Raw genomic sequence first — 19,338 nt, forward strand, 5'->3', positions numbered from 1 at the left:
CTATTCTTTTCAGGGACTTGTAATGTGCTTTTTCAGACCCTTTTATTTATTCTTTTTCCCTCTATATTAAAATCGACTCAGTCCCACTATGAAAACTAATCTCATAACAACACTGTTCTTATTATTCTTTATTACAACTTCTTACGCCCAAAACGGCACAATCAAAGGAACTATCCTGACCCAAAGAGGTAACCCTGCAAAAAATGTAGTGGTCAAATTGAACGGCAACCAAGAAATGGAAGTCGATTCCCTTGGAAAATACCAATTCAGCAATCTTACACCCAAATCTTACGAAGTCAGAGCCAAACATATAGGTTTCACCTCCCAAGTGAGCAGCATTGTGCTAAAGGAAAATGAAACGCGCATCCTAGACTTTGTCCTTGAAGAAGGAACCAATACGCTCCAAGAAGTTATCGTAAGTGCCAAGAAACCCATCGTTGAACATGAGCTATCAAGCTCTCTTCGAGTTCAAACCCCAATTTTGGAACTATCCCAAAATGTTCAGACCATAAATGCTGAAGTGCTAGCAAAACAACAAGCATTTAACTTAGCAGATGGTCCATTCAGAAATATCTCTGGTGTTAGCCGACAAACCCATTGGAATGATATGTATGTCAATATCAACATGCGCGGTTCCCAAATCCAGGCTTTCCGCAATGGGATGAATATTGTCAGTTCCTACTGGAGTCCTTTATCAGAAGACATGGCAACTGTAGAAAAAATTGAATTCGTAAAAGGACCTGCGGGATTTATGATGTCCAGTGGCGCCCCAGCAGGGATCTACAATGTGGTTACCAAAAAACCTACAGGACAGCAAAGTGCTGAAGTAACCTTTAGCTTAGGAAGTTTTGAAAACTACAGAAGCACCTTGGACTTAGACGGTAAACTTTCTAAAGACGGCAAACTACTTTATCGATTGAATATCGCTGGGTCTTCAAAAGCTTCTTTCCGTCCGAATGAAGACAATAAAAGACTTGTAATCGCTCCTGTTCTATCTTACAAAATTAATGATAAGACAACTGCCACATTGGAATACACTTATCAGAAAGCTGTCATGACTGATGTTGGATCAGGTTATTTGATGTCTCCTTTTGGTTATAAAACCCTTTCTCGTGAAACCACATTTTCTCAAAAAGGAACCGAACCTCTGGACATCGATGAACACTCTGCATTTATCAATATCGAGCATAAATTAAATGCTAATTGGAAATTAACCGCACAGGGTGCTTATTTTAATTACAATCAAATCGGCGCTAGCAGTTGGCCTAAAGATATTCTTCCTGATGGCAAAATTATCCGGAAATCGGATACCTGGGATGCCCAAAGCAAAATGCTCCTTGGCCAAGCTTTCTTAAATGGCTCATTTAATACTGGAGAAGTGAAGCACCAAATACTGGCGGGTATTGACCTAGGAAGTAAATCCTATTTAGCAGACTGGAACCAAAGCATTATTCTGGATAGTTTAAATGGAGGTGAGTTTGATCCTAAGAATCCTGTCTATGGATTTGACTTTGGGCTTCAGAGTTTTGACCGCAGCCATTCCTTGGTTCAACGCGCAGCTATAGGCGGTGGCATTATGTCCTCAGATTATAATTCAGCCTATGTGCAAGATCAAATGAGCTTTTTTGATAATGCTTTACGTTTGACTTTGGCTGCTCGCTATACCTCCATGTCTATCAGTACCTGGGGCGGTGCGCCAGTTAAAAGCGAAAAAGTCACGCCGAGAATAGGTCTATCCTACTCCATTGATAAAAATACAGCAGTCTATGCATTACTTGACCAATCTTTTCTTCCACAGCAAGGAATTTTATTTGACGGATCTAAAATAAAACCAATCACAGGTAACAATTATGAACTTGGTATCAAAAGAGATTGGTTCAAAGGAAAATGGAATAGTACAATCGCGATCTATCAAATCACCAAAAACCATGAAATAACATCCTATGGACCAAGACCTGAGATGTCAGTCGAAGTTGGGCAAAAAAGAATCCGCGGGCTTGAAGTCGATATCCGTGGTGAGATATTAAGGGGTTTGAACCTGATTGCGAACTATGCATACACCGACGGACAAGTGACCAAAACCAACGAAGGTGTTGAAGCCTTTTTTGTTGGACAAAGACTTGATGGTGCCGATGTTCATATCGCCAACCTATGGCTGGACTATGAATTGACGCGAGGAAAGGCAAAAGGTTTGGCCTTCCAATTTGGAGGGATGTCAAATATCCAACGTGGCTTGGAATTCTACTCCAAGGATGAACCCGAAAAAAATATTGAAGATTATTTCCGCTTTGATGCCGGGATGGGCTACCGCATCGACAAATTCAGTGTCAATCTAAATATACAGAACCTTTTGGATAAATACTTGATTGAGGGCGGTAGTTATTACACTACCTATTTCAGTACCCCTGTTTACTCTTGGCAAGCCGGTGCACCAAGAAACTATAGATTAACATTTGCATATAAATTCTAAAACCATGAACACAAAAACATTATTGACAATTTTAATAAGCCTTGTAAGCCTTCAATTTGCGAGTGCACATGCATTATGGATTGAAACCCAATCAAATGGAAAATTGAACCAAAAACATACGGTCAAAGTTTATTACGGCGAATATGCCGAAGGTTTGGTAGACCCAATCGATAAATGGTACTCAGATGTCAAAGATTTCGACTTGATCTTGATCGCTCCGAATGGAAGTAAAAAAGTCCTAGAAAAAACAGCGGCTACAGACCATTTCGAAGCTTCTTTTCAACCAACAGCTAACGGAAACTATATCCTTTCTGTAGTAAAGCCTGCAAAAGAAGCCTATGAAACCATGAAATTCGAATTTTCCTCCATCGCTTTCGTCCAAGTTGGAAAGTCTTCCAAAACTACGAATTCACTTCCTTTCCATCTTGAATCCACAGTCCTGAGCCCAAAACTGGGCAAATCCATAGAGATCCAGGTATTGGATAATGGGCAAGCTGAAAAAGAAAGGGAAGTAGTCATCATGGGCCCCGAGGGATGGACCAAAACCGTCCATACCGATCAAGAAGGAAAAGTTCCCTTTAAACCCTTGATCGCTGGGAAATATATTATTGAAGCCTCTCGTATAGATGAAAAATCGGAAGACTGGCATGGTCAAAAGATTGAAAAAATCTGGAAAGGCAGCACCTATTCCGTAACTGTAAACTAACCATATTAAGCTAGTAAAGTGCTTTATGCACTTTACTAGCTTAATCTTTATTCTTAATATCATGTTCAGCCTAATCATTCTATTCGTTTTCACAGGCACTTATTTCTTTTATTGCAGCAGCAAGAAAATGAAAAGTACCCATCAAATAGAATACAGCATTTTTAAATCATTTACACCCATACAATTGAAAGTATCTGGGTTCATCTTATTAGCGATTGCTGCCTGCTTAACCATTGTCAAACAAGGTCTAGAAGCCGGAAGCTTTGCTTTTATAGTCTATTTAATGACTTTTTTAAGTCTTGTGAATCTGCTGTTCCCTTATAAAACCTTGAAATGGAAACATATTCTCTTTCTTTTTTCCATCTCGCTGATCCTTGAATTAATAATAATGTTTATCTCCCATTAGCCATGCCAGCAAATAAAAAATACCTTAGTTCTCCTTTCCAAAGGTTTTTAAAAATAACCGCAGGTTTTATAGCGGGATATATGCTTATGCTCGCTTTCCATAATTTCTTGACCTTATTTTGCGATCGCAAAAACATCGTCATGTTATCTGGTTTTTCTGGGTATATCATATGGGCAATTCTGCTTCTCTTAGCCTTTTTATCAAAAAATGGATGGTATATCTGGGGCATATACCTAAGCCTCACTTTACTTTTATCCATCCCTTTTATCATTTAAATTCATAATGAATACCAGAAATTATAACATCTATTTTAATACGCATACTATCAGTGGGATTATCATCTGTGCCATTCTCTATGTCATTTTCTTTGCAGGTTCATTCTCATTTTTCAGGAATGAAATTGCCGCTTGGCAACAGGGCGATTCCTTCTCCAAAATGACAAAAGCGGATGTGGATTGTGACTATTTATTAGATTCCCTCGAACAGACTATGGAACTGAATGGAAGAGATATTACATTTTCCTTTTACCACAAGAATGCTCGATCTTATATGAGCTATACAGATTCCAAAGACAGCTTGCAACATGCGGAAAACTTAGCAAAAATCAATGAAAAGGTAGCCAACAAAGCAGACTGGACCAATACTGATTCAAAATATTTCGGCTATAATTTTATCAACAAGAAATCTGGCAGCTATACTGAAAACTATGACCTTGCAGAATTTTTATATAGGCTCCACTTCCTAGCCCAATTGAACGAAGTACCCATCAATATAGGCATTGGCCCCTTTGGTTATGTGGTTGCTGGTTTAACCTCCTTCATATTTCTATTTGCCTTGATTACCGGCATTTTGCTCCATTGGGACAAAATCGTCTCCAATTTCTTTATCTTTCGCCCCTTTTCCAAATGGAAGACCGTGTGGACGGATATGCATACCGCATTAGGAGTCGTAGGCTTTCCTTTTCAATTTATCTATGCCGTAACAGGGATATTTTTAATCTTAAATTCGGTTTTAGCCATTCCTTTTGAAAAGATAATCTACAAAGGCGATTCAGAAACCATGTACACCGACCTTGCCTTTAACCATAAAGTTAATCTGCCCTACAGTTATTCAGCATTATCCCAAACGCCATCGATCAATCCATTCTTAGATACGGTCAATAAAAAATGGCCAGATAGCCGGATCTTTCGACTCAGCATCAAAAATTACGGTGACAAAAATATGCAGATCATTGCGGAGATCAGCCCCACCTATTCGAAACACCTTGCAGGTTATGGAATCTATAACATCCGTGCAATTGATGGAAAGATATTGGAAGAAAAGACACCGATGTCTAATTCAACCTTTGTAGACCATGTAAAGAGCCTCTTGTACAGATTACATTTTGGAGATTACGCGGGATATCCGCTCAAATATTTATCCTTTATCTTGGGTATCATGGGCTGCTTGGTCATCTCCTCTGGAATCATGATCTGGTTGGTCGCTAGGGATAAGAACAATGTCCCTAAGCATAAAAGAAAGTTCAACTTCTGGTTGGCAAATGTATACCTAGCCATCTGTCTGACCATGTTCCCTACTACCGGAATAGCTTTTATTGCTGTCAAATTGAGCGCTCAAGTAAACCAGGATTTTCTATACCAAGTTTATTTTTGGACTTGGCTCCTATTTAGCACCTATTATATTATTCGCAGGAATATCAATAAGACCAATAGAGAAACCTTACTATTGGGTAGCATCATCGCATTTATCATCCCTATTGTCAATGGGGTGATCAGCAAAAAATGGATATGGAATAATTTAATGGAAGGCAATATAGATCTGTTCAGTATTGACTTTCTTTGGATCTGTATTGGAGTCGTAGGGATTAGCATCTTTAGAAAAATCAGCAAACTGAAAACAGTGGCAGTCTAAAATCAATTACCTCAATAAGGTTTCTTTAATCAGGATATATACCCCTACCAAAAGAATCATATATCCGAATCCTTTTTTGAGGTTTTTGTTACTGATTTTCTCGGAAAGATAGAATCCAATAAATATTCCGAACACAGTACCACCGGTATAGCCAAGTAGTAATTCCCAGTCAAAGAGTTCGAACTTCTCTAAATCGCCCATTACCCCAAAGAAGGAATTAATACTGATAATGATCAAGGAGGTCGCCACAGCCTTCCGCATTGGCAGATGATAAAAGTTGACCAATGCCGGAATAATCAGGAACCCACCACCAGCACCTACCAGTCCTGTTACCAAACCTACCAATGCACCTTGAAAAACAATGACCTCTATAGGCGTCTTGACGTATCCTCCAGGCACTTCCGGACCATTCTTTGCCGAACGGATCATACTTAAGGAAGAAGCTACCATTACAAAAGAGAACAAGATCATCAATAGCACGTTCTGATGAAAACTATATCCTGCGATATGGATGACTTCTGGAACTAAAGGAAGGATAAAGGACCGAGTAATAAAGACCACGATCAAAGAAGGTACACCAAAGGTTAGGACTTTCGGTAAGTCAGCTTCCTTTTTTATGATCCCCCGCACGGCACCGATCAATGAGGTGATCCCAATGGCGAAAAGCGAATAGGTCGTGGAAAGAGTTGGCTCAACAGCCATAATATAAACCAAAATTGGAACGGTCAAAATGGTCCCTCCACTGCCAATTAATCCCAAGGTTATTCCAACCAAAATTGCTAATACGCAGCCAAGGATTATCATATCATTTAATATTTGGTTTAAATGTGTTTATACTTCCCATCCATAAAAGTAAAGGAAATTAATTAAAATAATCCAATTCCAAGTCTTTTTCCCGAAAGCTGATAATTTTTATTCTTTTCCTTTAAACTGCATTTAACCTGTACTGGCCTGACCTAAATTTTCCAGTAGCATTACGACTTATCCGAGATGGACTCGATTCCAAATGGGTCTTGTTTTGGACACATTGCTAACCACAGCAATATCTCTCGAATATGCCTCGAATAAGACTAGGCTAAGTCCCGAAAAAAACATCCATAAGTATGCTGTTTAACCCGACAGTTTGGTCAGAAAAAAAGCCTGAATTGGAAAAAACAGGCTTTTGACTAACAAAAATATAAAAGAATGTGATTATTGGGCAGTATCTTGAACTGTAGTATCGACTTGGGTTGAATCCAAGTTAATCACTTCGGCATCCGGAGCGTTGATATTATAGCGTTCTGCATCTCCACCTTGTTCAGGATTTGGAAGTGCTTCAGTTTCTGTTTCTGTATTTTCGCTATTATTACAGCTGCTAATAGTAAAGAATCCCATGGCAAATATTCCAATTACTAATTTTAACTTATTCATATGCTTGTCATGTTGATTTGTTAATAAAACCATCGAAAAGAAGAAATGTTTTAATGACGATAAAAAAAACCTGACCTTCAGGTAGAAAGCCAGGTATCATTCAGGTTATTTTTAGTTAATAAGGATCAAAGTTTTTCTCCATGCTGGGAGATGTCAAGACCAACTTCCTCATCAGCATCCGAAACACGGAGTGGAGTAATCAGGTCGGTAAGTTTTAATAAGATAAAGGCCATAATGATGATAAATATCGCGGAAAGGATCAGTCCTATGATATGCGCTGAAAAAAGTTTCCATTCACCATAGAATAGTCCATTGTCAGGAATAGCTGGATTAATGGCATTAGTAGCGAATACACCGGTCAGGATCATACCCACCATACCACCTACCCCATGGCTCGGGAATACATCCAAAGTATCATCGATTCTTGATCTTGTTCTCCAAGCAATTACTACCCTACTGATCACTGCGGCTACAGCGCCGATGACCAAGGAATGCCCGAAGGTGACAAACCCTGCTGCCGGAGTAATGGCCACCAAACCAACTACTGCACCAATACAGACCCCCATGGCTGAAGGTTTGATACCTTTAGCGGCATCAAAAAATATATAGGTCAATGCTGCCGCACCGGAAGCCGTTGAAGTGGTAATCAATGCTGTCGCTGCTAATTCTGATGCTGAAAATGCCGAACCAGCATTGAAACCTATCCAACCAAACCATAGTAAACCAGTACCCAGTAGCACATAAGTAATACGTGCAGGGCTGTGACTATGCATATCTTTTCCTTTTCTCAAATATATTGCAGAAGCCAAAGCGGTTAATCCAGCCGACATGTGGACCACCGTACCCCCAGCAAAGTCCAAAACACCTAGCTTGAATAGCAAGCCCTCGGGATGCCAAGTGGCATGTGCCAATGGTGCATATATAAACACAAAGAATAAACAAATAAAGAGTACATAAGAAGTAAATCGAATTCGTTCTGCAAAAGCACCTGTAATCAATGCGGGGGTAATAATCGCAAACTTAAGCTGATAGATTGCAAAGAGTGCAAAGGGAATGGTCGGTGCTGCCTCCCAAGGTCCTCGTTCCAATACATTATTGAACATAAAAAATGTGAAAGGATTGCCAATGACCCCTCCTATGGACTCCCCGAAAACCAAACTGAATCCAAAGATTACCCAAATCACGGCAACCACCGCCATGCAAATAAAACTTTGCAACATGGTGGAAATAACGTTCTCTTTCTTGACCATCCCACCATAAAAGTAGGCCAAACCTGGTGTCATGATCAAAACCAAGGCCGTAGAAGTCAACATCCATGCGATATCGGCATAATTATACCCGGAATTGGAATGGGTTTGAGGTGATTTTGAAAAAACAAGCGAAATTAATACTAAAATCCCCATAAAAACGAGAGGTACATAAGACTTTTTACCAGATAAAACCATAATGTTTAAATTTTATTCAACAAAAATACATTTTTATTGAATTTATCAAAACATTTTTTGATTTTTTATAGAAAAAAATCAATTATTTTATTGATTTATTTAATAAAGCATAAACAAAACAAATAAAAATATACGATATTCAATAAAAAATAGATTTTTCATATCAAAAAACCATTCTTTAAGATCATTTTCATTAAACCATATATTAATTAGCAAGATTTATTGATAAAAGAGCAGTCATATCATTGGTTTATGATAAAAACCGAATACTTTTTGTTTTTATCGGGGTCAAAACTCATTATTTTGATTTTGGAACAAACAATTCAACAAAATTTGAGATATTTAATAGAAATAAATGCTGCGACATGGATGATCTGTTCAAAATATATAAAGTAGATAATAAAGAGGCACTATACATACAAGGACAGAGCAATGAGCCCCATAATCATCAATTTGAGGAACTCATCATTGGGATTCGGGGTAAAATCGAGCATTTCATTGATTTCCGAAGTGAAACCTATACCGCCCCTTTTGTTTGTTTTGTAAGTCGCGGTAAAATCCATCGGGTGGTACCTATGCTGGAGAATGGGGAATGTGAATTTTGGGTTTTGCGTTTTAAAAGTGAATTCATTCCAGAAACTACCTTTAATCTATATAGTTATTATCATGACAATGCAAACTTGGCATTTCAATCAGGACGATGCTTTGATCGCTTGGAGCAGATCTGTAAAATGATATATGATGAGATGCAACAAGAAAAACCTGAACTGGCAATAGTGAGGGAATTGCTGAACAGCCTCTTTACGATGATCGAAGCCGAAAGAAAAAAACAGCAACCCGACCACTTGAATCTCTATAAAAACCAAGATATCACCTTTAAGAATTTCTTAAATATCCTAGAGGAGAATTTTCGTAGGCCTGAAGGTGTAAATTATTATGCTGAAAAATTGTTCATGAGTCCGCGGAACTTAAATAGCATCACTCAGAATATCCTGCAGCAAAGTGTTTCTGAAATCATCGAAACCCGGAAACTGATTGAAGCCAAAAACCTATTGATCAGCAGCAATAAGACCATTTCGGAAATAGGTTTTGAATTGGGTTATTCTGACAAGGCCTATTTCACCAGCGTTTTTAAGAAGAAATCGGGTCAGACCCCTTCAGAGTTTAGGGAGGAAATGAACCGCTTGATTTCCTAATTCTTATACTTTTCTTCCAAATTCTCATACCTCTCGATACCATATCCTTGCGATATTTGTAAATACATTGGAAAGGAATTTATAATGGAAGATATGACAAGAAAACAATTTCTAGCTGCAGCTGCAACCTTGCCACTGGCTGGCGCCGCAGTCAAATTGAAAAGTCTCAATAAATTTATAGATGGGCTAAACAGCAGCAGCAATATGCCGGTGTTGTTTCTAGGCCATGGCAGTCCAATGAACGCCATTGAAGACAATGAGTTTGTTCAAGGATTCAAAAATATAGGTAAGGAAATAGAAAAACCAACCGCTATCCTAGTGATATCGGCGCATTGGGAAACACGGGGCACTTATGTAACTGCGATGGAGATGCCAAGTACCATCCATGATTTTGGTGGGTTTCCACAAGCGCTGTTCGACGTACAGTATCCAGCCCCCGGTTCGCCGGAACTGGCGGAAGCGGTAAAAGAAATCGTTGTGAGCAAGGACGTGCATTTGGATGATAAATGGGGCTTAGATCATGGATCTTGGTCGGTGGTAAAACATCTGTACCCCAATGCGGATGTTCCTATTATACAAATGAGCATTGATTACAGCATGCCTGCCTCCCATCACTATGCATTAGCTAAGGAATTGGCGGCCTTGCGCAAGAAAGGTGTACTGATCATTGGTTCAGGAAACAATGTGCATAATCTGAGGATGGTTTCTTGGAAGCACTTAAACACGGTAGGATATGCTTTTGACTGGGCACAGGAAGCCAATGAAAAGATGAAGGAGTACATATTGGACGGCAATCACCAACCGCTGATAGACTTTGACAAACAAGGTCCAGCCTTTCAGATGGCGATCCCTACGCCTGAGCATTATCTGCCGATGATTTATGCGCTGGCCTTACAGGAAAAGAATGAAGACTTACAGATATTCAATGATGCCGCAGTGGCTGGCGCATTGACCATGACATCCTTTAAAATAGGTTAACGCCTGATAATTAGAAGGTTAATTGTTAAGAAGCTATCGAAAATTCGATAGCTTCTTTTTTTATTCCCTATCCCAGCCATTCACCGAAATTGTTTTTTTATGAGTTTTTTTCACCGAATAATATTCACGTTTTACCGAGTTTTCTTAAGAGCTTGCCTATTCACCCTGTTAGTGTCTTGGTATTCCATATACCTTTGAATCAAACAATTACAAACACAAAAACTAATAAATTAAAAATTCAAAATCATGAAAACGCTAATCTCACTAATCGCAGCAACAGTATTTACACTTGTCAGTTCATTTGTATTTGCTAACAGTAAACCAGAACCCGTAAAGTTCTTAAAGGTAGAATCTATTATCGATCACTACATCGATGCAACCAATAATGGCGAAGTTGCTTTGGTAGACCATTTGTTCACTGAAAACTTCAAATATGCAACTCCAAATAACGGCAAGAGTGAACTTGTTGGAAGAAGCACTTTGGTCAATCACTTGAAAAAGCAAAAAGGAGTAAAATTGGCAGCGGAATCATCTTACACATTCGTTGAGAAAAACGATGATTGCAGCATTGTAAGAGTCGCTACAAGCTTTGAGCATTTCACAAGATATGATTATGTAACCCTATGCAACAGCAAAGACGGATGGAAAATAAGCAATGTAACCGTAACATACCCAGTAAAATAAGTCCCTCTTCGTTTATAAGTAGATTCTTTCCCAAAAGGTGTAACTGAACGTTATACCTTTTTTTTGTTTATTTTCAGGAGATTGATGGATTATGCATAGCTCTATCTATACCATAAATTTGTAATCAAACAATATTTCCGTATTTTCAGATACTTAAACCCTATTTTGAAATGAAAAACACTATACTTTCTCTGGCTGCAGTAAGCCTATTATTTTGCAGCACGAGCCAGGCACAGCAAAACCCTGTTTTCAAAGGTTGGTATGCTGACCCCGAAGGGATAATCTACAATAACGAATATTGGATATTCCCGACTTATTCTGCCCCATATGAAGAACAGATCAAGTTTGATGCCTTCTCTTCAAAAGACTTTGTGAATTGGAAAAAGCATCCTAATATATTGGATAATACCGAGGTAAAATGGGCCAATAAAGCAATGTGGGCACCTTCTGTCATTCAAAAAGATGGCAAGTACTACTTTTTCTTTGGTGCCAATGATGTACATGAAGGTGAGATCGGCGGGATCGGTGTGGCAGTAGCAGACAAGCCCGAAGGTCCATACAAGGATTTGATTGGTAAACCATTGATCAATGATATTGTCCATGGTGCACAACCCATAGATCAATTTGTATTTAGGGATAAAGATGGGCAACACTATATGTTTTATGGTGGTTGGGGACATTGTAATGTCGTGAAATTGAGCGATGATTTCAAGAGCTTAGTTCCCTTTGAGGATGGAACCATCTATAAGGAGGTGACTCCAGAAAACTACACTGAAGGTCCTTTTATGTTTATTAAGGACAACAAATATTATTTCATGTGGTCTGAAGGTGGATGGACAGGTCCTGATTATAAAGTAGCTTATGCTATATCGGATACTCCGTTTGGTCCTTTTGAAAGAATTGGAACGGTACTCCAGCCTGATCCTAAGATTGCTTACGGTGCTGGTCACCATTCGGTGATCAAAATCCCTAACGAGGACAAATATTACATGGTATACCACCGTCGTCCATTGGATAAAAAGGGCGCAAATGAGCGTGAAACCTGTATCGATGAGATGAAATTTGATAATGATGGTAAGATCCTACCTGTACAGATGACTTTTGAAGGCGTAAAACATGTCTTGAAATAAGATATTCCAGCAAAAAGAAAAGCCATTCCCACTCAAAGGAATGGCTTTTCTTTTATTAACCCTATCTTAGTAGCCTCAAAGCATTTAACATGAAATTCGGAAAAGTAGACGATCCTACTCAAATTGATTTTTCTTTCCCAGTGACTCCCATTGAGACCATCGAATTGTTGAACCGGTATCAAAATAATGATGATTTTGAAATGTATGTTGGCTACCCGAAATGGTCAAAGGCGGACCTGAAAGGTTTTTATCCGCGCGGAACGAAGGATGAATTGAAAATATATTCCCAAAATTTCAATGCCTTAGAGTTTAATGGAACATTCTATAGATCGCCAAGCAAAGAGCAGGTATTGATCTGGAAAAACAGAACTGCTGAAGATTTCAAATTCTGCCCAAAATTCACCAATAGCATCAGCCATTATTCCCGATTGAACAATACGGATGAAAAAGTTGCCGCTTTTGTAGATTCCACGGTGCTGTTTGAAGAAAAGTTGGGTACGGCATTTTTGCAAATGCCGGAGAACTTCAGGCCAAAGGCATTCGATAGATTAGAGGGTTTTCTGAAGCGATTCCCAAAAGGTTATCCCCTAGCCTTTGAAGTTCGACATGAAGAATGGTTCAATGACAAAGAGGTTTTAGAGAAATACCTGAAATTGTTGACTGAGACCAAGACCAGCAACATTATCGTGGATACACCGGGCCGAAGGGATATGCTGAACTTTAGGTTGACTACGCCAGTGGCCTTTATCCGTTTTGTTTCCTCCAATGAAATCCTAGACAAGGAAAGGCTTTCCAATTGGGTATTGAAGCTAAAGGAATGGAAAGATGCCGGTCTAAAACAGGCCTACTTCTTTATCCATCAGAAAATAGATCCGGAAACCTCTTTCCTATCGACCGACTTCGCAGAAGAACTGAACAAAAAATTAAACTGCAAGATACCAGTAGCAAAAAAGACGCTCTAAAAGCGTCTTTTTGTTTTTTCTATTGTTGATAGACTAAAGCCCCGGATACATTCCAAAAGCTAAAGCTATCACCTTCACGAGGTCCTTGTGGAATCTGAACGCGAACGGTATGTTTTCCTGCTTTCAAATCTCCTAAATCTATGAACACAGGGTTTGTAACTGTCCCGGGACACCAATTTGATCGGCTCAAGTCGGAAGAAGAAAGTCCATCTTCGAAATTCCCACTAACGGGATTGTAGAGTCGGTAGCTTCCACAATCCAACCTCCATGGCGTAAATTGCGCCTGTAAATGCCCATCCATAAAAATCTTATTCGGTTTAGGAACGAATTCATCGCCATTCCCCCAACCACCATGTCCGGTAGTAATATATCTGAGTTTGGCGTCTTTGATATCTTCTGCTAATTCAAATGTCAATTCTAATCCCTTTTCATCGGCGAACATAGTTGGATAGATCTGTCCCCCCATCTCCATGATGTTGGTCGTATTGAATAAAGGCATAATCTTCATGCCATTGGCGTAATTTGAGCCTCCCGGATGGATGGTGAGTTCTAAACTTACCTTGTGGCCGCCTTTATCATAATTTCCGATATAGGTTCCGATATATACCTCTTTGCCAGCAAGGACAGAAAGAAATTCGGATACATCTTGGCGATATATCACGCTGTCTTGCCAAGTTTTGCCTTTTAAAGTCAGACGATCATTAAAATGTGAAACTCCAAAAGGGGTAAAAAATCGCATTAGTTCAAATACTGGTGAGAACTCGGAGGTCCTGACCATTCCGGGATAACTAACTCCAGCCGAATCAATGATCTTTGGAAGGGTTTCCATTCCGTTTTTCATGCCATCCAGAAAGCTGGTTTTTTGATCCTCAGCAATCAAGAAAACAGAACCCGTTCTGTCATAAGCATCACCATTCGACTTTTCAATCAATTGGATAAAAGCTTGGCTATGCTCATCAACCTGAGGAACCCGCACTTTTTTAAGGATTACCGTTCCTTCAGCAAACCTCATAATAGAATCGGATTTGATTCCGGGTTGAAAACAAATCTGTTCATCTTGGAAGATCGGAATGTGGACAAAGCGGCTTTTCCAAAGCTCGTCCCTATAGGTCAATTCATCAAGCAAATCAGAATTTTCTATGACTGGCAGCTCTTTCGGCCATGATTTCAGCTTTTCAATAGCTGCTGCCACAAGACCTGAATTGCCATTTCTTCTGTATTCCAAGACCAATCCCATCCCTTGCCCCAAATCATTTGGAGCTGCATTGATGGAAAGATCATTGCTATATAATAGCTCAATTTTATTGGAATTGACAGAGGTGACTGCCTTTTTTGTTTTATGTTTTAAGATTTCAGTTCCTGCGCCTTGTTCTTCATAAGTATACTTGCTCAGGGTTGTGCTATCTACCGTACTGATCTTCTTTGTAGCAGATAAATAAGCGATTCGATATACCTTCTTATTGCTGTAATCAAACCTGGAAACTTCGGCAGGGTATCGGGCAGATCCCGAGACGAGACTTTCCTTTGTAACGAATGATTTGCCTTTAGTAGCAAATACCACTACGGGATCTTGCTTCATCATCGCTCCATCACGGAAATAATGGTAGGTAATTTTATAGGTTTCTTGACCAAAGACCAAATGGGCCATGATCATAAGCATAGTTAGTACGAATCCTCTTTTCATTTCTTTTATTTAAAAAACCTCAATGGTTGTTCCGTTTTCCATAGGGTGTGAGGTACAGATCAGGCATCTACCATTATCTACCTCCCTATCGGTCAAAACCTCATTGTAATCCATCCTGACTGCGCCCTTGGTTACTTGGGAAATACAGGTGCTGCACATACCCGATTTGCAGGAATATGGCAATTTGATTTTATGCTCTAATCCGATATCCAGGATCGTTTTATCGTAAGGGATGGTCATGGGATAATCTTTGCCCTGGAATTTCAGGACAATATCATAACTGGTCATATCCACCGGTTCTTCTTCCTTCTCGTCTTCGTCTTCCTCTTCTTCAGGGAAATGGAAAGTTTCTCGTTTGATGTCGGCCTCCGGGACTCCCATTCCTAAGAGGGTAAATCGAACCAAGTCCATATAGAACAAAGGACCACAGGTATAGAAAACAGCATCCTGCTCATCATTTAAATGCTCACGGACAAGATTCAAGATATAATCCCTATTCAATCTTGCGGTCAATAGGTTCTTGCTGTTGGACCAAATAAATTCTATATGCAATCTTTCTGGATAGGCTGCTTGCCATTCCAAAAGCTCATCATAAAAGATCGTTTGCTCCTTGGAGCTATTGCTATAGACCAAGACTACCTTTGTATCGGTTTCAGCAACCAATGCTGTCTTCAAAATAGAAAACAAAGGTGTAACGCCTACGCCGGCACCAAATAGAAAGATGGTATTGTTGTTAGTCTCTGAAGGGATATATGTGAATAGGCCTTGAGGGTCCATCACCTGGATTTCATCCCCTACCTGCGTCTTATGATGAAGTAATCTCGAAATCTCGCCATTATCCACGCGCTTAACGGTAATCTCATAAGGTTCATCAACCGCTGGACTGCTGGAAAAAGAATACGAGCGTCTGACTTCCCGATCGCCAAAAGCAAAAGCCAAGGTTAAAAATTGTCCCGCCTTGTATGGGGGATAATCCCCGGAAATATCTTCAAATCGTATGGATATATTGTGATTGGGTTGTTGAATGATCTCTGAAATCCTGAATGTAAACATGATGCTAAAGATAATAGCTTACATTAGAATTTTCAAATAGAAATACTCAATAGGACATCAATAAAACATAAGTAGGCAATTCTGGATAAAATTTTGAAAGGAGGAACTGTTGTTTAAGATTGCTAGGTTCATTCAGGATTTGATGGCATAAAAAAAGAGGTTTAACCAAATGGTTAAACCTCTTGAATTATTTTGGTTGAAGCTTTAGATTAAAGCTTACGTTTTACTTCTACTTGTTCGAATGCTTCTACAATATCTTTTTCTTGGATATCGTTGAATCTTTCGATGCTCAAACCACATTCATAACCTTGTGCAACTTCTTTCACGTCGTCTTTGAAACGTTTCAATGAAGCTAATTTACCAGTATGGATAACTACACCATCCCTGATTATGCGCACATCGTTATTTCTGTTGATCTTACCATCAAGAACCATACATCCTGCGATTGAACCCACTTTGGAGATTTTGAACACTTCACGGATTTCAACCTCAGCAACGATTTTCTCTTCAAGTTTCGGTGCCAACATACCTTCCATCGCTGATTTGATCTCTTCGATTGCGTCATAGATGATCGAGTAAAGGCGGATATCAATCTGTTCGTTCTCAGCAAGCTTACGCGCATTTTGAGTAGGACGAACTTGGAAACCGATGATGATCGCATCTGATGCAGAAGCTAATAATACGTCTGATTCAGAGATAGCACCAACTGATTTGTGGATGATATTAACTTGGATCTCATCCGTAGACAGTTTCAATAATGAATCGGATAATGCTTCGATTGAACCATCCACATCACCTTTAACAATGATGTTGAGTTCTTTAAAGTTACCGATTGCAAGACGTCTACCGATTTCGTCAAGGGTAATGTGCTTAGTAGCACGCATACCTTGCTCACGTTGTAATTGAAGACGTTTGTTAGCTACCTGACGAGCTTCAGATTCACTTTCCATTACGTAAAGTTTATCACCCGCTGTAGGAGCTCCCGACATACCTAGAATCTGTACTGGCATAGATGGTCCTGCTTCCTTCACGCGTTCTCCGCGCTCGTTGGTCAAGGCCTTAACTTTACCAGAATAAGATCCCGCTAAGATTGGATCACCGATTTTCAATGTTCCTCCCTGTACAAGTACAGTCGTTACAATACCTCTACCTTTATCTAAAGCAGCTTCGATAACTGAACCTACAGCACGTTTTTTAGGGTCTGCAGTCAGTTCAAGTAATTCTGCTTCTAATAATACTTTCTCTAATAACAATTCAACATTCTCACCTGTCTTAGCTGAAATCTCTTGGGCTTGGTATTTACCGCCCCAATCTTCAACTAAAATGTTCATGATCGATAATTGCTCACGGATCTTATCGGCATTTGCTCCAGGTTTATCCACCTTAGTGAAGGCGAATACGATTGGAACGTTTGCAGCCATCGCGTGGTTGATTGCTTCTTTAGTTTGAGGCATCACCGCGTCATCCGCTGCAATCACGATAATAACGATATCCGTTACTTGCGCACCACGAGCACGCATCGCCGTAAAGGCTTCGTGACCTGGTGTATCTAAGAATGTGATTTTCTTGCCACCTTCCAATTGTACAGCATAAGCACCAATGTGCTGGGTAATACCACCGGCTTCACCTTTGGTTACATTCGCTTTACGGATGTAGTCAAGTAAGGATGTCTTACCGTGGTCAACGTGTCCCATGACAGTTACAATAGGTGCTCTTGGAACCAAACGAGTTTCATCGTTTGCTTCTTCAAGTTCTGTTGTTTCTTCATCCTCAGGTTTGATAAATTCAATTTGGAATCCGAACTCATCAGCTACGATAGCCAATGTTTCAGCGTCCAACCTTTGGTTGATCGACACGAACATACCTAAGCTCATACAAGTACCAATAACTTGAGTAACTGGAACATCCATTAGGTTTGCCAACTCATTTGCTGTAACGAATTCCGTTACGCGCAATACTTTTGACATTGCTGCTTCTTCCATTGCTGCTTCTTCAGCGGAAAGAGCTATATCATCACGTTTTTGACGACGTAATTTCGCGCGTTGTGCAAATTTACCGGATTTACCAGCACCGCTCAAACGAGCCAGTGTTGCTTTGATTTGATCTTGGATTTCCTTTTCAGTAGGTTCTTCCTTCGGTGTATCAGGTTTTCTGTTTCTATCATTACGACCTCTGTTGTTACCATGACGGTCGTTGTTAGGATGATTTCCGCGGTTCGGTCTGTTACCACCTTGGAATGGAGGCCGATTTCCGCCATCTTGTCTGTTACCATGCTGTTGTCCATGTCCCTGACCCTGTCCTTGACCAGCTTGACCTTGGTTTTGTCCATGCTGACCTTGGCCTTGATGTCCTTGACCATGTCCAGGAGCACCGTGTCCAGTGTTAGGTTTGTTCGTACGCTTGCGCTTACGCTTGTTGTCATGTTGGTTTCCACCAGCATTGTTTGACGATGAAGCAACAGGTTTGTGTGGTTTAGATACAGGCAACTGGATCTTGCCAACTACTTTAGGACCGCTTAAAGTTTCTGAACGAGCGCGGATTACATCATCGGCAGGTTCAGCTTTAGCAGCAGGTTTTTCTACTTCTTTATTTTTTTTCACCTCTTCAGGTTGTTTTTCTATCTTCTCAGATTTCTGTGGCGGTGCAACCTTCTCAGGCTGTGCTGGCTTTTCTGTTTGAACTGGTACCTCTGTCTTCACAGGTTGAGCTGGTTTTACGGGTTCTTCAACCACTGGTTTCTTTTCCTCAACTTTAGCAACCTCTTCTTTCTTAGGCTCTACTTCCTGTTTCGCAACTGGAGCTTCTTCTTTCTTCACCTCTACTTTCTTCTCAGGTTCTGCAGGTTTTTCTTCTTTAGGCTCAGGTTTCGCAGCGGGCTTACCACGCTTCAAACTATCTAAGTCTATCTTACCTACAACCTTAAGAGCGGAACCTGAATCTTCTTTCTTTGGATCCTCAGCAGGCTGAGCATTCTCTGTAGAAGCATTTTTAATCAGGATTTCCTTCACATCAGCAGGGCTTTCCTTTTCTTCAGTAGATTCAGGGCTGGAGCTAGCAGTGCCTGTGGCTGGACCTTCTTCACGGCGAATCTTGCCGATAACTATTTGTTTAGCCTCGTCTTTAACAATCTTATCACCCTGAAATTCTTTCAAAAGAACCCCATACATTTCAGGGCTCAACTTCGAACTTGGTTTAGAGTCTACATCAAACCCTTTCTTAACCAAATATTCAACAGCTGTGCCTATCCCAATGTTGAGTTCTTTTGCCGCCTTAAGCAAGTTTATACTTTTACCTTCTGTCATC

The 19,338-nt window shown here is 39.9% G+C and carries 15 protein-coding genes; 8 read left to right on the forward strand and 7 right to left on the reverse strand.

Features of this window, described 5'->3' with window-relative positions:
- The first annotated feature begins 88 nt into the window (after positions 1 to 88).
- Complete coding sequence (locus tag CKW03_RS13465) at positions 89 to 2,470, forward strand: TonB-dependent siderophore receptor (RefSeq protein ID WP_093097876.1); 2,382 nt, start codon at positions 89 to 91, stop codon at positions 2,468 to 2,470.
- Positions 2,471 to 2,474: 4 nt separating this feature from the next.
- Positions 2,475 to 3,176, forward strand: a complete 702-nt coding sequence (locus tag CKW03_RS13470) for a hypothetical protein (RefSeq protein WP_093097877.1) — start codon at positions 2,475 to 2,477, stop codon at positions 3,174 to 3,176.
- Between the two features lie 392 nt (positions 3,177 to 3,568).
- Here the strand turns inward: CKW03_RS13470 and CKW03_RS20470 are convergent, their stop codons facing one another.
- On the reverse strand, positions 3,569 to 3,841 hold the full coding sequence (locus CKW03_RS20470) for a hypothetical protein (RefSeq protein ID WP_157739522.1): 273 nt from the start codon (positions 3,839 to 3,841) through the stop codon (positions 3,569 to 3,571).
- A gap of 23 nt (positions 3,842 to 3,864) precedes the next feature.
- Here CKW03_RS20470 and CKW03_RS13485 point away from each other — a divergent pair, with 23 nt between their 5' ends.
- The gene (locus CKW03_RS13485) at positions 3,865 to 5,493 is read left to right on the forward strand and encodes a PepSY-associated TM helix domain-containing protein (protein WP_093097882.1); all 1,629 of its coding nucleotides are present in this window, start codon (positions 3,865 to 3,867) and stop codon (positions 5,491 to 5,493) included.
- Between the two features lie 6 nt (positions 5,494 to 5,499).
- Here CKW03_RS13485 and CKW03_RS13490 read toward each other — a convergent pair whose 3' ends face one another.
- From CKW03_RS13490 to CKW03_RS13500, 3 genes are all read right to left on the reverse strand, one after another.
- On the reverse strand, positions 5,500 to 6,297 hold the full coding sequence (locus tag CKW03_RS13490; RefSeq protein ID WP_093097883.1) for a sulfite exporter TauE/SafE family protein: 798 nt from the start codon (positions 6,295 to 6,297) through the stop codon (positions 5,500 to 5,502).
- Between the two features lie 387 nt (positions 6,298 to 6,684).
- A complete protein-coding gene (locus CKW03_RS13495; RefSeq protein WP_139185468.1) occupies positions 6,685 to 6,903 on the reverse strand; it encodes a hypothetical protein in 219 nt (72 codons plus the stop codon).
- Positions 6,904 to 7,028: 125 nt separating this feature from the next.
- Positions 7,029 to 8,348, reverse strand: coding sequence for an ammonium transporter (locus CKW03_RS13500; protein WP_093097886.1), 1,320 nt, complete (start codon positions 8,346 to 8,348; stop codon positions 7,029 to 7,031).
- A gap of 365 nt (positions 8,349 to 8,713) precedes the next feature.
- Here CKW03_RS13500 and CKW03_RS13505 point away from each other — a divergent pair, with 365 nt between their 5' ends.
- The 5 genes from CKW03_RS13505 to CKW03_RS13525 all read left to right on the forward strand — a co-directional run bounded on the left by CKW03_RS13505 (position 8,714) and on the right by CKW03_RS13525 (position 13,298).
- Positions 8,714 to 9,544, forward strand: coding sequence for an AraC family transcriptional regulator (locus CKW03_RS13505; protein ID WP_093097888.1), 831 nt, complete (start codon positions 8,714 to 8,716; stop codon positions 9,542 to 9,544).
- Between the two features lie 93 nt (positions 9,545 to 9,637).
- Positions 9,638 to 10,522, forward strand: a complete 885-nt coding sequence (gene ygiD, locus CKW03_RS13510) for a 4,5-DOPA-extradiol-dioxygenase (protein WP_093098484.1) — start codon at positions 9,638 to 9,640, stop codon at positions 10,520 to 10,522.
- A gap of 246 nt (positions 10,523 to 10,768) precedes the next feature.
- Entirely contained in the window at positions 10,769 to 11,206 is a 438-nt protein-coding gene (locus tag CKW03_RS13515) for a nuclear transport factor 2 family protein (protein ID WP_093097889.1), read from the forward strand.
- Positions 11,207 to 11,376: 170 nt separating this feature from the next.
- Positions 11,377 to 12,336: a glycoside hydrolase family 43 protein gene (locus CKW03_RS13520; RefSeq protein WP_093097891.1), complete on the forward strand. Its 960-nt coding sequence runs from the start codon at positions 11,377 to 11,379 to the stop codon at positions 12,334 to 12,336.
- Positions 12,337 to 12,425: 89 nt separating this feature from the next.
- Entirely contained in the window at positions 12,426 to 13,298 is an 873-nt protein-coding gene (locus tag CKW03_RS13525; protein ID WP_093097892.1) for a DUF72 domain-containing protein, read from the forward strand.
- 19 nt (positions 13,299 to 13,317) lie between these two features.
- Here CKW03_RS13525 and CKW03_RS13530 read toward each other — a convergent pair whose 3' ends face one another.
- From CKW03_RS13530 to infB, 3 genes are all read right to left on the reverse strand, one after another.
- Entirely contained in the window at positions 13,318 to 14,982 is a 1,665-nt protein-coding gene (locus CKW03_RS13530) for a PNGase F N-terminal domain-containing protein (RefSeq protein ID WP_093097894.1), read from the reverse strand.
- 9 nt (positions 14,983 to 14,991) lie between these two features.
- Complete coding sequence (locus CKW03_RS13535) at positions 14,992 to 16,035, reverse strand: ferredoxin--NADP reductase (RefSeq protein ID WP_093097895.1); 1,044 nt, start codon at positions 16,033 to 16,035, stop codon at positions 14,992 to 14,994.
- 209 nt (positions 16,036 to 16,244) lie between these two features.
- Positions 16,245 to 19,337, reverse strand: a complete 3,093-nt coding sequence (gene infB / locus CKW03_RS13540) for a translation initiation factor IF-2 (protein ID WP_093097897.1) — start codon at positions 19,335 to 19,337, stop codon at positions 16,245 to 16,247.
- Between the last annotated feature and the right edge of the window lies 1 nt (position 19,338).

Origin of the sequence: Sphingobacterium mizutaii (assembly GCF_900187125.1) — a bacterium.
Taxonomy (GTDB): Bacteria; Bacteroidota; Bacteroidia; order Sphingobacteriales; family Sphingobacteriaceae; genus Sphingobacterium; species Sphingobacterium mizutaii.